Origin of the sequence: Anaerobiospirillum sp. NML120449 (assembly GCF_023051105.1) — a bacterium.
Lineage (GTDB): Bacteria > Pseudomonadota > Gammaproteobacteria > Enterobacterales > Succinivibrionaceae > Anaerobiospirillum.
In genome coordinates, this window is record NZ_JALKIL010000019.1 from 70,436 (window position 1) to 85,612 (window position 15,177).

The following is a 15,177-nucleotide window of genomic DNA, read 5'->3' on the forward strand; positions in this document are numbered from 1 at the left end:
AACCAGCTGTAATGCAACCGGGGACGCATTGTGTGCGCTTCCGGGAGAGTTGACTGCGCAAAAAAAATCCCGTCTTTTTGACGCTGCCCGGCATTGATGGCCTCTACGCTGCCTGAAATGCAAAAGGAGCATCGTCTATCCTCAGCTCTGACCTGAGTCATCAGAATATTAACAGCTGCCGGGCAAATGACAGCATAGAGGTGCTCTCTTAAGTCTGCCTGAATTATTATTTGTCTTCAGTCTCACTTACATGCCTGTTGTTTGCAGCATGCTGGATATCAGCGGTCGGTGCCATCCAAGTTTTACTGTGATTTTTGACAGCTGCTGTGCTGAGCACTGCCTTTGCTGGCCTGCCGGTGCACTGCAGTGCAGTACGCCTGAGCTCAAACTGGCTGCCGCCACAAAGAGCATTATTGCTCATGCAGTGGATGCAGTGCCAGGTCATGCTCTAAGCCATTAGCCCAGGTACCATGCTTTGGGCCGACGCTTATCAGCTTAGCTCAACATGCCAGTCAGTGCATGGAGTTTTTACCTCCTCAGGTCCTGTGTGTCAGGACTGGCTGCAGGTCGCTGTACATGGCTGTGAACTTGCGCAGGCTCCGGGGACAGCCGGAAAGTGCGGGTTGCGAAGGCAACAGATTAGTACTGAATGATTCGTATGCAGGATGCTTGATGTTCAGTCATCTGCCCTTTGCAGGTACATCTGCATAATGCAGAGTTAATCAGCCTGCTGCAGGTACATCTGCATTATGCAGAGACAATCTGCCTGCTGCAGGTACATGAGCATAAGACAAAGTCAGGCTGTTTCAGGTTATGTAAAGCCTGGCAGCTGTTGTGATGGCCCTGGCCTGTGAGCGCCAGGCTGTTATAAGACGGGAATACCCCAAGGTTGGACCAGGTGGAGGATGGGAGCGCTATCTGGTCTTAAACAAAGATTTTGCACAGGAAGTGTTCTTCAAGTGATCGAGCTTAAGAATATTGAGAAAGTGTATAACCAGGGAACCTCTACTGAGGTACGAGCCCTGAAGAATATTTCACTTTCCATTGAGCAAGGTGAGATCTTCGGTGTGATTGGTCTGTCAGGTGCAGGCAAATCAACCCTGATCCGCCACATCAATATGCTGGAGCGTCCTACCTCTGGTCAGGTAATAGTGGACGGCCAGGATCTGACCGCCATGAGCGAGTCAGCTCTGCGCAGCGCCCGCAGCCGCATAGGCATGATTTTCCAGAGCTTCAACCTGCTCTCCTCCGCTACTGTAGCTGACAATATTGCCTTCCCTCTCAAGCTTGAGGGCAAGATGAGCGATGAGGCCATCAAGGTCCGCGTCACCGAACTACTTGATCTGGTAGGTCTTTCTGACAAGGCCCGCATGTATCCGGCTCAGCTCTCGGGCGGTCAGAAACAGCGTGTGGGTATTGCCCGAGCTCTGGCCAATAACCCTAAGGTGCTCTTATGTGACGAGGCTACCTCAGCCCTTGATCCCAAGACCACCATGTCCATTCTCAAGCTGCTCACAGATCTGCGTGACAAGCTTAATCTGACCATTGTCATCATTACCCACCAGATGGAGGTCATCAAGGAATGCTGTGACCGCGTGGCTGTAATTGACGGTGGCGTGATTTCCGAGATGGGCCCTACCCTCAAGGTATTTACCGATCCTCAGCAGGATCTGACCCGCCGTCTGGTCAGCGCTGCCGTGCGCCGTGACCTGCCTGAGCTTCTCAGACATACTGAGATTGTTCCTGAGTATACCGAGGGCTCCAAGGCCGTTATCGAGCTGCTCTTCCTTGGACCTAAGGCTGATGCCCCGGTAATCGTGGAAGTTGCCATGCTCTGCAAGGTAATGATCAGTATTCTCGGTGGCAGTATCGACCACATCAAGAAAGAGCCTTTTGGTCTGATGGTGGTTGAAGTGGGTGGTTCCCGTGAGGAAATTGAGCACGCTCTTGTCGAGCTCAAGGCCCGTGTTCACAAGGTTGAGGTTTTAGGATATGACCAGCGTAAGCAGCTTTCTGACTTCCAGTGAGTGGGCACAGTACTCACGCATGGCAGGCCTGTTATGGGAGGCCACTTTACAGACTCTGTACATGGTAGGTGCTTCATCAGCAATCTCTATCGCCCTTGGTGTTCCTCTGGGCGTGCTGCTGCTTATCACCTCCCGTGGCTATTTCTTCGAGAGCCCTAATTTCTACCGCATTCTGGGTACCATTGTTAACGCTCTGCGTTCTATCCCTTTCATCATTCTCATGGTGGCTATCAGTCCTCTTACCAAGATGATTGTCGGATCCTCCATTGGTACTACAGCTGTAATCGTTCCTCTGGTAGTAGGTACCATTCCTTTTACCGGACGTCTGGTGGAAACCTCACTGCGTACCGTACCAACAGGTCTGATTGAAGCTGCCACCTCCATGGGTGCCAGCCCATGGCAGATCGTGCGCAAGGTGCTGCTCCCTGAGGCTCTGCCTGAGCTTATTCAGAACTTCACCATCACTGTTATCGTGATTATCGGCTGTTCAGCCATGGCTGGTGCCATTGGTGGCGGCGGCCTTGGTGACGTGGCTATCCGTTACGGTTACATGCGTTTCCGTCTGGACATGATGATTGGCACTGTTGTCATTCTGATTCTCATGGTGCAGATTGTTCAGTTTATTGGTGACTGGCTGACCCGTAAGGTCGACCACCGCTAAACAGCAGTCCCGGCTACACCTGCAGGTGGCACATATCAGCAGCACAGCGCCGATTCCCGGCGCCTGAGCTGCCGCCTGAGGCCGGTCAGGCCGCGCATGGCCCTTGCCCTGGCAGCCATATGGCCTGGCCACCAGGTCAGGCCATGAGCCCCAGCCATGGGCCCGGCCACCAGGCCAGGCCATGAGCCCCAGCCATGGGCCCGGCCACCAGGCCAGGCCATGAGCCCAGGCCAGTACTGGTCATAGGTCACAGGCACATGCTAAAACTTAAAAGAGCGTATGTGTCATGACGGACCAGCTGGCTGCAGGTGAAGCGATAAGTGCTGTTATGCTGGCAGACTGACCGGCTTACCCGGGTTACCATGGTCTTGCCTGGTAACGATATCAGGGACGCTACATCAGGCAGTATGCCTTGCAAAGAAAGCAAAGAAAAACCCCGGATTTGCAGTAAAGTGCAATCCGGGGTTTTGTCGTTATGGGGCCCGGTAAAGAGCCGGGTCATTGATTATCAGTTAAGACGGGACAGGTCACGTACGCCGCCACGGTCAGCTGAGGATGCCAGAGCTGCATAGGTCTTAAGAGCAGTGGATACCTCGCGGACACGGCTTTCAGGACGGAAAGCACGGTTACCACGGCTTTGCATTGCGCTGCGACGCTGGGCCAGCTCCTCATCATCAAGGGTAACTGAGATCAGACGATTAGGAATGTCGATATTAATCATGTCGCCATTCTTGATAAGAGCGATATTACCGCCATTGGCAGCCTCAGGAGAGACGTGACCAATGGACAGGCCAGAGGTACCGCCTGAGAAACGGCCGTCAGTAATCAGGGCGCATGATTTGCCCAGACCCATGGACTTGAGATAGGAGGTAGGGTAGAGCATTTCCTGCATGCCAGGACCGCCCTTAGGGCCTTCATAACGAATGACCACTACGTGACCGGCCTTAACCTTGCCACCTAAAATGCCGTCTACAGCATCTTCCTGCGACTCAAAGACAATGGCAGGGCCGACAAAGCGCAGAATGGAGCTGTCTACACCTGCAGTCTTAACAATACAGCCATCCACAGCCAGGTTGCCATAGAGTACAGCAAGACCGCCGTCCTGAGAATAGGCATGCTCCTTATCGCGGATACAGCCGTCAGCGCGGTCAGTGTCAGCTACATCATAGTATTTGCTCTGAGAGAAAGGCTCGATGGTGCGTACATTGCCCGGGGCAGCCAGATAGAACTTTTTGACGTCAGGGCTGGAGGTCTGATCGATTGACCATGCAGCAAGCTCTTCGGCAAGAGTCATCTGAAGAACATTACGGCATTCAGTATTGAGCAGAGATGCCTTATTGAGCTCGTTCAGGATGCTCATAATGCCACCGGCACGGTGTACATCTTCGATGTGGTATTTGTGAGTGGAAGGGGCTACCTTGCACAGGTGAGGTACCTTACGTGACAGGCGGTCGATATCACTCATGGTGAAGTCAACCTCAGCCTCACTGGCTACGGCCAGCAGGTGCAGTACTGTGTTGGTAGAGCCGCCCATGGCAATGTCCAGAGTCATTGCATTTTCAAAGGCCGCTTTGGTAGCGATTGAGCGTGGCAGTACACGGTCATCGTCATGCTCGTAGTACTGACGGGCCAGTTTGACAATTATTTCACCAGCACGGGTAAAGAGCTCTTTACGGGCAGCATGGGTAGCTACGATAGTGCCGTTACCTGGCAGGGCAAGACCAAGAGCTTCGGTAAGGCAGTTCATGGAATTGGCTGTGAACATGCCTGAGCAGGAGCCGCAGGTAGGGCAGGCGGCAGTTTCCACTTCATTGATCTGCTCATCAGTAGCGTTAGGATCAGCAGCGATAACCATGGCATCAACCAGGTCGAGCTTGTCCTTACCCTCAATCTTGCCGGCTTCCATTGGACCACCGGAGACGAAGATAACAGGGATGTTCAGGCGCATGGCGGCCATGAGCATGCCTGGGGTTACCTTGTCACAGTTGGAAATACATACCAGTGCGTCAGCCTGGTGAGCATTGACGCTGTACTCAACGCTGTCGGCAATGATTTCACGGCTTGGCAGTGAGTAGAGCATGCCGGAGTGACCCATGGCAATGCCATCATCCACGGCAATGGTATTGAACTCTTTGGCAACGCCGCCGGCCTGCTCAATGGCACGGGCTACCAGAGTGCCTACATCCTTGAGATGAACGTGGCCAGGTACAAACTGGGTAAAGGAATTGGCTACGGCAATAATAGGCTTACCAAAGTCCTCATCTTTCATGCCGGTTGCTTTCCATAAGGCGCGGGCGCCGGCCATTTTCTTGGACTCGTAGGTAACGCTGGAACGGTATTTAGGCATTTGCTGTCCTTTCAGGCTCACATTGTGAGTCAGGTCCCCAAGTGGCATCGACTGATATCAAGTGGCATAAAAACAAATGAAAAAACAGGGATACGTCCCCAGGACGCACAGTCACCTGTTTTCAAATAATGCTCTGGCAGTGCCAGCTCAGGGATAAAAAAATCAGGGAAAGAAAAGGCCCCGGGAGGGGCCCTTCACGAGTCCGCTTTACGGACTCAGGCTTAATTATTCTTACTTCTTAACTGGAGTGAGCCAGCCCCACTTATCTTCAATCTTGCCTGATACCAGGTCGAAGAATACTTCCTGAAGCTTTTTAGTGACTGGGCCACGGTGGCCTGGGCCGACATCAATGCCATCGACAGAGGCAATAGGAGTGATTTCAGCGGCGGTGCCGGTGAAGAAAGCCTCGTCAGAGAGGTAGCACATCTCACGCTGGAGCTTCTGCTCGTATACAGGGATGTTTAATACCTCTTTGGCAATAGTGATGATGCTGTGACGGGTAATACCTGGCAGCAGACCATTGGTAAATGGAGCTGTGTAGATAGCGCCGTTCTTGACAAAGAATACGTTTTCGCCTGAACCTTCGGAAATGAAGCCGTCAGTATCCAGAGCAATGGCTTCTACATAGCCATTCTGGTGAGCCTCATTGGAGATAAGGATAGAGCTTAAGTAGTTACCGGCAGCCTTGGCTTCGGTAGGAATGGTGTTTGGGGCCAGACGGTTCCAGCTGGATACGCCAACCTTAACGCCCTTCTCAAGGCCCTCCTCACCAAGGTAGGCACCCCATGGCATGGCAGCGATCATGGCAGAGGCCTGGGCACCCTCAGGGATGCGTACACCAAGGCCGATTTCACCCAGGAATACCAGAGGACGGATATAGCCGGACTCAAGTCCGTTTTCTACGATGATGTCGCAGCAGGCCTGCTTGATCTGCTCTTTGGTGTAAGGAACAGGGAAGCGGTAAATCTTTGCGGAGTTGAAAAGACGGTCAATGTGCTCGTCAAGACGGAAAATGCATGGGTCTTTTGGAGTTGCGTAGGCGCGAATACCCTCGAATACGGCAGTGCCATAGTGTAAGGCATGGGAAAGAACGTGTACCTTGGCATCAGCATAGTTAACCATTTTGCCGTTGAACCAGATGTATTTGGTTGGGGTGTTATTGAGACTCATGAGGAACTCCTGCAGCATCAGCAAAAACCTTATGCGGATGTCTGTGCTCAGATCACGGCATCAAATCCTGACAAGGACAGAAATGAAGATAAGCCTTACAGAACTTTCAGTGTGAGCATGGCGGCGCAATAAGGTCAGCGCCCTGAGACAGAATCCAGTGCTGTGCTGTTAAATAATTAAGCCAAAAACTTGTTTGATGTCGCTCCGGCCCGTGATGTTAAGGTGCAGCTGCAGCAATAACACTGCTTTAAGCATGATTATGCTTTGAGCAGTGAGCTGCATTGAGCATCACGCAGCTTTGCCTCCGCGCGCAACTTTGCAGCTACGCAGCATCGCGCAGCATAGCAGCTTCGAAGTATCGCGCTGCGGTTATGACAGCTGCATGGGCGCCGGGAGCATAGTGTCAGGCAGAGGGGTGTATGCGGGTACTGTCAGCCAGAGTACAAGGTGTTTTGTAAGCCAGCCCTCCTGGTTGGAGAGGCTGTACCTTTAACCGGGGTATGCCAGACAGGAATACCTGTTATCAGATCCTGATCTCTGCCAGTATAAAACTGTGTTTTCAGGTAAGTAAGAGAGCAGCACAGCAACTGATCCGCACGGCTGGTGATACTGCAGCTGATGCTGCATCCAATAATGCAACCAGTGCTGCGGCTCAGGCGGCCGCGCTATGCGGCCGCCATCGGGTTGCCGTCTTAACTTACCTTAAATCAGGCCTGCTGGGCAGCGCCCTGGGCTGGAGCAGCAAATTCTTCGTGCTCGTCAGAAAAATCATTGCCCTCGCCGCTGGCAGAATCATCGTTGTCCTGATCATCGTTCATATTGGCAAAGACGGTGGCCAGGACTGGTCCGGAGATATTGTGCCATACAGAGAAGATGGCAGCTGGAACTGCGGACAGTGGATTGAAGTGGGCCATGGCAAGAGCTACGCCCAGACCGGAATTCTGCATGCCTACTTCGATAGACAGGGCCTTGCGCTTCTTGAGGTCCATACGGAAAGCCTTTGCCAGAGCATAGCCAAGAGCCAGACCAAGAACATTATGCAAAATGACTACGGCAAAGATTAACAGGCCGGTACGGGCGATCTGATCACGGCTTACAGCAACTACGGCTACAACAATGGCCACGATGGCAAATACTGAGATCATTGGCATAACTGATACGGCACTGCGAACGAAACCGCCAAATAAAGCATTTACCACAACGCCAGCTACGATAGGCAGAACCATGATGTACAGAATGGACATGAACATGGATACCGGATCTACGCTTACCCACTGCTGGGCAAAGAGGTAGATTAAGGCCGGTGTGACTACTGGAGCCATGACTGTAGTACAGGCGGAGATAGTCACAGACAATGGCACATCTCCACGACCAAGGAAGGTCATGACGTTGGAGGCGGTGCCGCCAGGGCAGCATCCTACCAGAATGACGCCAACGGCAATTTCGGCAGGGAGCTGTAGCACAAGGCAGAGAATATAGGCTAAAAGAGGCATAATCGCGAACTGGCCCACCACGCCAATAATGACGTCTACAGGGCGCTTCACGACTTCCGAGAAGTCCTTGGCACGAAGGGTAAGACCCATTCCAAACATCACAATACCAAGCAAAATGCTGATATAGCCGGCAAGGAACTTAAGGGCGTCTGGGAAGTAGAAAGCAATAATCGCGGCGGCAATAACCCAGAAAGCAAAGGTTTTACCGAAAAATGCGCTCATTTTAGCTAAAGTCTGCATGGTGGCCTCCAAAGCTCTCCTGCTCAGGGCGGTCCATCGCGCGGTCATTCCAGCACATGCTGTAATTGCTCTCAAAACAGTTATTGTTGCAATTTTGATATGCAGGTCGATAACCCGGACGATAACCGTACTCACAGGAGGCAAAGTTACGATATGACATATTTGCCTCGCTTATCTGCACGGCAGATAAAAACAAAATAGATATTCCAGACCTGAAAAGCACAAGGTGAAAAGCAAAGGCCTCAAGCCCTGCATTTTCTGCTTCAGACTGCGCCACCCTCAGACAGTCAAGGTGGCTCAGCCAGGCTGTGTACAGCGCAGCAAAGCACCGCAAAATAAGAAACTGATTAAGCAGGTTTCTTACACCGGTAAGATAAAGTGCTTCACCGGTAAGTGCGGCCATAAAGCCATAATGCAGCAGGATTGAACCACATCAGGCTGCAACTGCGTTGTACCTGCATTCTAAGCAACAAAAACAGGCCAGTGGTACCAGTGCACCAAAACAAAACATTAATAATTGTATTCCCTGTAATAACCATGCAATTGCACCAAAATAAAACAAAATACACTGGCCATACCCTGGAAAATCCTGCTCCCAATGCAAACCTTTGCATAAGCACAAGCCACATAATCAGGCCATTTATAGCTTAGACAAATATCGATATATGCAGGCATAGAAAAGGCGGGACTTTTGCCCGCCTCGATGAGATAGAGAGAATAAAGAGAATAAAAAAGAGAAAAATAAGAGAGAGAAAGATAGAGAACTAAAAGAGATAGAGAGAAAAAAACTGTTTACTGACCGAGCAGGTTAATAGCAATAGTAGGGCGCTGGTTAGCCTGGGCCAGTACGGTCTGAGAAGCCTGCTGAATAATGTTATTCTGAGTCAGGGCAGCGGTCTCAGAGGCGAAGTCTGTGTCACGAATTCTGCTGCGGGCATCAGACTGATTTTCGGAAATATTAGCCTGATTACGAATAGTGCTTTCCATTCGATTTTGTAAAGCACCAAGTCCGGCACGCTTGGAATCAACAGCCTGAATAAGCTTGTCGATATTCTCTAAAACATAAGTGGCTTTTGAAGCAGTAGAGATTGTAAAACGGATGGCATTATTGTTGGTTTTGTCCTGCATAAAACCAAACTTGGCATTATTATCTTTCTGATTAGTTGGATTGATGCCAGCCTGGTCTGCGATGCCGCTTAATGTAAAAGGATCTTTCCAGTTGAGGGATAAAGTGTTTCCTGCATTCGCGCCAACCTGGAACTTAAGTTCACCGCTACTTGGAATGAGGCCAACACTGGCTCCCATGAGAATTTCATGACCGGCGAAAGTAGTCTGGTTGGCAATACGGGTAATTTCCTGAGAAAGCTGGGTTACCTCCTCCTGAAGAGCCTTACGGTCAGCAGCTGAGTTGGTACCGTTAGCAGACTGTACAGCCAGCACACGGATACGCTGCAGCATGTTGGTAGTTTCATCAAGGGCGCCTTCAATAGTCTGGGCAAGGGCAATACCATCATTGGTATTACGGTTACCCTGATTTAAGCCGTTAATCTGTGAGGTTAAACGGTCTGAAATCTGCAGGCCTGCTGCGTCATCTTTTGCTGAGTTGATACGCAGACCAGATGACAGTCTCTGGTAGCTGGTGTTCAGGCTCAGAGTTGCATTACTGAGCTTGCGCTGAGCATTGATGGACGAGACGTTAGTATTAACGTATAAGGCCATATTTTTCTCCTTTATCGTTCAGAGCGAGCGACCTTTTATCAATAAGGTCGTGTCGATCATAACTACACTGATCGACTGTATTTCCGAGGTCTGTCTCCCCTGGAAATACTGGGCAGACCCTTATGCTTCTGATACCTGATAAGTAGCAACATGCAGGCCAGGTGATGCTATAAGCTGTTTTATATGCACAGTAAAAACTTTATAAAAGGCATATTCAAGCGCTTTATAAAGCGTAAAAAATATTACACATAATCAGTCTTAAATGGGTGTTTCCCCAGAGAAACGTACTCCAGGTGTAAAAATTGACGCTGTATAAAACGAAAAGCATAGACTTTTGTACAGGTGGCAGTAATCACAGGTCAATTTTGCCATTTATGCCTGGTTCGACCTAGCATAATATTGACGGGGCACGTAATTGCCGTTTAGCCTGGCAACAACTGCATTACAAAACAAGATATACAGACGTAAAAAAGGCGGGAGCTGGGCCCGCCTCGATGAGAAAGAGAGAAAGAGAGTAAATCTTTACGTAGTTACTGACCAAGCAGGCTGAGCGCAATATTAGGGCGCTGATTAGCCTGGGACAGAACAGTCTGAGAAGCCTGCTGAATGATGTTATTCTGAGTCAGGGCAGCGGTCTCAGAGGCGAAGTCTGTGTCTCTTATGCGGCTGCGGGCATCGGACTGATTTTCAGAAATATTGGCCTGATTACGAATAGTACTTTCCATTCTATTCTGTAAAGCACCAAGTGCGGCGCGCTTAGAATCAACAGCCTGGATCAGCTTGTCAATGTTCTCAAGAACATATGTAGCACGGGATGCTGTTGAGATAGCAAAACGAATAGCACCACCATCTGCTGTAAAGCCTTTCTTTGCCTGTGCATCTTTCAGCTCGGTTTGAGTGATGCCAGCTTGAGAAGCAATTCCACTTAAGGTAAAAGCTGAGACCCAGTCAAGAGAGAGGGTGTTGCCGGCGTTTGCACCTACCTGGAAGACCAGTTTGCCGTCATTTGGAATAAGACCCTTGCCTTTACCCTGAAGGATGGTCTGACCGGCAAAAGTAGTCTGATTGGCGATACGGGTGATTTCCTGAGAGAGCTGGGTTACTTCTTCCTGAAGGGCGTCACGATCTTTCTGGGAATTGGTACCGTTAGCGGACTGTACAGCAAGCACACGGATGCGCTGGAGCATGTTGGTGGTTTCGTCCAGGGCACCTTCAATGGTCTGGGCCAGAGCGATACCATCGTTGGTGTTACGGTTACCCTGGTTGAGGCCGTTGATCTGTGAGGTCAGGCGGTCGGAGATCTGGAGACCTGCTGCATCGTCCTTTGCAGAGTTAATACGCAGGCCTGAAGAGAGGCGCTGGTAGCTGGTATTTAAGCTCAGGGTTGCATTGCTCAGCTTGCGTTGAGCATTGATGGACGAGACGTTTGTATTAACGTATAAGGCCATTTTTATCTCCTTTATCGCATAGAATTATCGACCTCAACTACGCAGGTCGTATCAATATCCAAGGCCTGTCTGCCTTGGAATTATTGGGCAGACCTTTATCAAATTCTGTGTAATGAAATTTAGCAACAAGCGGGCCAAATGACATAAATGTAGCCAGGAACTATGATAAACGCTTTATAAATGACGTATCTATAGCAACTAAACGATAATTAAAACCTTATCGTCAGCAATATCCCCGGCAATTCCTGGCGTTTTATGGTGAATATTTGACATGAAGTTGCCACAATATCGCTTTACAAAAATATTACAGGCGTAAAAAAGGCGGGACTTATGCCCGCCTCGATGAGAAAGAGAGTAAAAAGAATAAATCGGTTGTGTTGTTTACTGACCAAGCAGGTTGATCGCAATAGTAGGGCGCTGATTAGCCTGGGCAAGAACGGTCTGAGAGGCCTGCTGAATGATGTTATTCTGAGTCAGAGCGGCGGTCTCAGAGGCGAAGTCTGTGTCTCTTATGCGACTGCGGGCATCGGACTGATTCTCGGAAATATTTGCCTGGTTACGAATAGTGCTTTCCATTCTATTCTGTAAAGCACCAAGTCCGGCACGCTTGGAATCCACAGCCTGGATCAGCTTATCAATATGCTCTAATGCATAAGTTGCTCTGGAGGCAGTAGAGATGGTAAAGCGTATAGCATTACCGTTCTTGTTATCCTCCATGAGTCCAAACTTGGCGTTTGTATCTTTCTGACTGGCTTTATTGATGCCAGCCTGGTCTGCGATGCCGCTTAATGTAAAAGGATCTTTCCAGTTGAGGGATAAAGTGTTTCCTGCATTCGCGCCAACCTGGAACTTAAGTTCACCGCTACTTGGAATGAGGCCAACACTGGCTCCCATGAGAATTTCATGACCGGCGAAAGTAGTCTGGTTGGCAATACGGGTAATTTCCTGGGAGAGCTGAGTTACTTCTTCTTGAAGTGCCTTACGGTCAGATGCTGAGTTGGTACCGTTGGCGGACTGTACGGCCAGCACACGGATGCGCTGGAGCATGTTGGTGGTTTCGTCCAGGGCACCTTCAATGGTCTGGGCAAGAGCGATACCGTCGTTGGTATTGCGGTTGCCCTGGTTGAGGCCGTTAATCTGTGAGGTCAGACGGTCGGAGATCTGGAGACCTGCTGCATCGTCCTTTGCAGAGTTAATACGCAGGCCTGAAGAGAGGCGCTGGTAGCTGGTATTTAAGCTCAGGGTTGCATTGCTCAGCTTGCGTTGAGCATTGATGGACGAGACGTTTGTATTAACGTATAAGGCCATTTGTATCTCCTTTATCGCATAGAACTATTGACCTCAACTTTTAAGGTCATACCAGTATCCAAGGTCTGTCTGCCTTGGAATTATTGGGCAGACCTTTTTCAAATTCAGTTGAATTCAATTCTGCAACATGCGGGCCAACTGCCCAAAAATGCGTTCTAAATTTTACTCAAGATGCTTCATAAATGCCTTATATTTAGCAGGGAAATACTAATTAAAACGTTATCGTCATTAACATTCCCGGCAATTCCTGGCATTTTACGACAGGCATTTGACATTTAATTGCCTGATATGCTCTCTAAATTTATTACAGGCGTAAAAAAGGCGGGACTTTTGCCCGCCTCGATGAGAAAGAGAGTAAAAAGAATAAATCGTTTGTGCTATTTACTGGCCAAGCAGGTTAAGCGCAATAGTAGGGCGCTGATTAGCCTGGGCAAGAACTGTCTGAGAGGCCTGCTGAATGATGTTATTCTGGGTAAGGGCAGCGGTCTCAGAGGCGAAGTCTGTGTCTCTTATGCGACTGCGGGCATCGGACTGATTCTCGGAAATATTTGCCTGGTTACGAATAGTGCTTTCCATTCTATTCTGTAAAGCACCAAGAGCAGCACGCTTGGAGTCAACCGCCTGAATAAGTGCATCAATGTTGGCAAGAGTGTTGGTAGCAACACTGGCTGTGCAGACGCCGAAGCGAACAACAGTGACGTTACCAGCCTGAGATTTGATAAGTCCTTTAGCGCCTTTATTAGTAATATCCTGGCCTTTGATTGAGGCCATGTCTGCGATACCGCTAAGAGTAAAGGCATCTTTCCAGACCAGATCCAGGGTATTGCCGGCATTGGCGCCTACCTGGAAGGTCAGGTTGCCTCCCTTGTTGTTCTGACCGACACTTGGGATCAGACTGTTTTTGTTATTGTTCTTATCGTAAGGGCCGTTGAGTACCAGCTGACCTGCAAATGTGGTCTGTCGAGCGATACGGGTGATTTCGGCTGACAGCTGGGTAACCTCTTCCTGAAGGGCCTTACGATCAGCTGCAGAGTTGGTACCGTTGGCGGACTGTACAGCCAGCACACGAATGCGCTGGAGCATGTTGGTGGTTTCGTCCAGGGCACCTTCAATGGTCTGAGCCAGAGCGATACCATCGTTGGTATTACGGTTACCCTGGTTGAGGCCATTGATCTGGGAGGTCAGGCGGTCGGAGATCTGGAGACCGGCGGCATCGTCCTTTGCAGAGTTAATACGCAGGCCTGAAGAGAGGCGCTGGTAGCTGGTATTTAAGCTCAGGGTTGCATTGCTCAGCTTGCGTTGGGCATTGATGGACGAGACGTTTGTATTAACGTATAAGGCCATTTTTATCTCCTTTATCGCATAGAACTATTGACCTCAACTAATAAGGTCGTACCAGTATCCAAGGTCTGTCTGCCTTGGAATTAATGGGCAGACCTTTTTCAAATTCTGTTGAAGGCAATTTTGCAACATGCGGGCCAACTGCCCAAAAATGCGTTCTAAAATTTACCCAAGATGCTTCATAAATGCCTTATTTATCGTACATAAACAATAAATAAAACATTACGATCTGCATTTTGATGTGCGATTCCCGGCAATACCTGGCGTTTTACGACGCGTATTTGACATTGATGATGTACGGAATGCTTTCCAAATGGCTTAGATGCAATAAAAAAAGCGGGCCAATTGCCCGCTTTAATAAGAGAGAGAAATAAAGAGAATAAATATTTCTGATGTGATTTTACTGTCCCAGCAAACTAATTGCAATAGTTGGTCGCTGATTTGCCTGGGCAAGAACAGTCTGGGAAGCCTGCTGGATGATGTTATTCTGAGTAAGAGCAGCAGTTTCAGATGCGAAGTCTGTGTCCCTTATGCGGCTGCGGGCATCAGACTGATTTTCAGAAATATTGGCCTGATTGCGAATAGTACTTTCCATTCTATTTTGTAAAGCACCAAGACCGGCGCGCTTGGAATCAACGGCCTGGATAAGGGAGTCGATATGTGCAAGCGTGTTGGTAGCTATCTGGGCAGTACATACACCAAAACGAATGTATTCAACACCGTCAGCTTTTGATTTTACCAGACCTTTAGTACCACCATGCTGATCGGTAGCTGTTTTAATGCCAGCCTGGGAGGCAATACCGCTTAAGGTAAACTCAGAGCCCCAGTCGAGCGAGAGGGTATTGCCTGCATTAGCGCCTACCTGGAACTTCAGCTCGCCGTTTGCCGGGATTAAGCTGTTTGGATTCTTTTTATTGTCGTGCTTACCATTGAGTACCAGCTGGCCGGCAAAGGTGGTCTGCTTGGCAATACGGGTAATTTCCTGGGAGAGCTGGGTAACTTCTTCCTGAAGGGCTTTACGATCAGCGGCTGAGTTGGTGCCGTTGGCGGACTGTACGGCCAGAACGCGAATACGCTGCAGCATGGCAGTGGTTTCATCAAGAGCGCCTTCGATGGTCTGGGCCAGGGCAATACCATCGTTGGTATTACGGTTACCCTGGTTTAAGCCATTGATCTGTGAGGTGAGGCGGTCTGAGATCTGAAGACCTGCTGCATCATCCTTTGCAGAGTTAATACGCAGGCCTGAAGACAGTCTCTGATAGCTCGTATTTAAGCTCAGAGTGGCATTACTTAGCTTGCGTTGGGCATTGTGATGGGGGTGATCATTCCGTACAGTTAATTATCCCCCTTTTGTTCATGGGCCCCATGGGGGTGATTTATCTCAATGCTAATTTTGGGATGAGTTTTTTTTTTTTCTTAGTGG

The 15,177-nt window shown here is 49.6% G+C and carries 11 protein-coding genes and 1 pseudogene; 2 read left to right on the forward strand and 10 right to left on the reverse strand.

Features of this window, described 5'->3' with window-relative positions; genetic code table 11:
• Positions 1-959 precede the first annotated feature (959 nt).
• Together MXE41_RS07000 and MXE41_RS07005 are read left to right on the forward strand one after the other, a co-directional pair.
• Entirely contained in the window at positions 960-2,027 is a 1,068-nt protein-coding gene (locus MXE41_RS07000; RefSeq protein ID WP_246977140.1) for a methionine ABC transporter ATP-binding protein, read from the forward strand.
• A 19-nt stretch (positions 2,028-2,046) separates the two neighbouring features.
• Entirely contained in the window at positions 2,047-2,688 is a 642-nt protein-coding gene (locus tag MXE41_RS07005) for a methionine ABC transporter permease (protein ID WP_246977159.1), read from the forward strand.
• A 508-nt stretch (positions 2,689-3,196) separates the two neighbouring features.
• Here MXE41_RS07005 and ilvD read toward each other — a convergent pair.
• The 10 genes and pseudogenes from ilvD to MXE41_RS13230 all read right to left on the reverse strand — a co-directional run.
• Entirely contained in the window at positions 3,197-5,035 is a 1,839-nt protein-coding gene (gene ilvD, locus MXE41_RS07010; protein WP_247099988.1) for a dihydroxy-acid dehydratase, read from the reverse strand.
• Between the two features lie 231 nt (positions 5,036-5,266).
• On the reverse strand, positions 5,267-6,205 hold the full coding sequence (locus MXE41_RS07015) for a branched-chain amino acid transaminase (protein WP_247099989.1): 939 nt from the start codon (positions 6,203-6,205) through the stop codon (positions 5,267-5,269).
• Between the two features lie 707 nt (positions 6,206-6,912).
• Entirely contained in the window at positions 6,913-7,920 is a 1,008-nt protein-coding gene (locus MXE41_RS07020; RefSeq protein ID WP_247099990.1) for a bile acid:sodium symporter family protein, read from the reverse strand.
• Position 7,921: 1 nt separating this feature from the next.
• Positions 7,922-8,341, reverse strand: a complete 420-nt coding sequence (locus MXE41_RS07025) for a hypothetical protein (protein ID WP_247099991.1) — start codon at positions 8,339-8,341, stop codon at positions 7,922-7,924.
• A 389-nt stretch (positions 8,342-8,730) separates the two neighbouring features.
• Positions 8,731-9,657 carry a flagellin gene (locus tag MXE41_RS07030; RefSeq protein WP_247099992.1) on the reverse strand — a complete coding sequence of 309 codons (927 nt, stop codon included), beginning with the start codon at positions 9,655-9,657 and terminating at the stop codon, positions 8,731-8,733.
• A gap of 530 nt (positions 9,658-10,187) precedes the next feature.
• Positions 10,188-11,105 carry a flagellin gene (locus tag MXE41_RS07035; protein WP_247099993.1) on the reverse strand — a complete coding sequence of 306 codons (918 nt, stop codon included), beginning with the start codon at positions 11,103-11,105 and terminating at the stop codon, positions 10,188-10,190.
• A 381-nt stretch (positions 11,106-11,486) separates the two neighbouring features.
• A complete protein-coding gene (locus MXE41_RS07040) occupies positions 11,487-12,413 on the reverse strand; it encodes a flagellin (RefSeq protein ID WP_247099994.1) in 927 nt (308 codons plus the stop codon).
• 381 nt (positions 12,414-12,794) lie between these two features.
• The gene (locus tag MXE41_RS07045; protein ID WP_247099995.1) at positions 12,795-13,757 is read right to left on the reverse strand and encodes a flagellin; all 963 of its coding nucleotides are present in this window, start codon (positions 13,755-13,757) and stop codon (positions 12,795-12,797) included.
• A 397-nt stretch (positions 13,758-14,154) separates the two neighbouring features.
• Entirely contained in the window at positions 14,155-14,694 is a 540-nt protein-coding gene (locus MXE41_RS13225) for a flagellin (RefSeq protein WP_348647420.1), read from the reverse strand.
• A pseudogene (locus MXE41_RS13230) lies at positions 14,689-15,057 on the reverse strand (flagellin); the annotation flags it as partial. The gene MXE41_RS13225 and the pseudogene MXE41_RS13230, both read right to left, overlap by 6 nt.
• Positions 15,058-15,177 lie beyond the last annotated feature (120 nt).

Coding starts and splice junctions, on each gene's coding strand:
- ilvD (WP_247099988.1), bottom strand. CDS start 5,035: ATGCCTAAATACCGTTCCAGCGTTACCTACGAGTCCAAGAAAATGGCC.
- MXE41_RS07005 (WP_246977159.1), top strand. CDS start 2,047: ATGGCAGGCCTGTTATGGGAGGCCACTTTACAGACTCTGTACATGGTA.
- MXE41_RS07040 (WP_247099994.1), bottom strand. CDS start 12,413: ATGGCCTTATACGTTAATACAAACGTCTCGTCCATCAATGCTCAACGC.
- MXE41_RS07025 (WP_247099991.1), bottom strand. CDS start 8,341: ATGGCCGCACTTACCGGTGAAGCACTTTATCTTACCGGTGTAAGAAAC.
- MXE41_RS07045 (WP_247099995.1), bottom strand. CDS start 13,757: ATGGCCTTATACGTTAATACAAACGTCTCGTCCATCAATGCCCAACGC.
- MXE41_RS07015 (WP_247099989.1), bottom strand. CDS start 6,205: ATGAGTCTCAATAACACCCCAACCAAATACATCTGGTTCAACGGCAAA.
- MXE41_RS07020 (WP_247099990.1), bottom strand. CDS start 7,920: ATGAGCGCATTTTTCGGTAAAACCTTTGCTTTCTGGGTTATTGCCGCC.
- MXE41_RS07035 (WP_247099993.1), bottom strand. CDS start 11,105: ATGGCCTTATACGTTAATACAAACGTCTCGTCCATCAATGCTCAACGC.
- MXE41_RS07030 (WP_247099992.1), bottom strand. CDS start 9,657: ATGGCCTTATACGTTAATACTAACGTCTCGTCCATCAATGCTCAGCGC.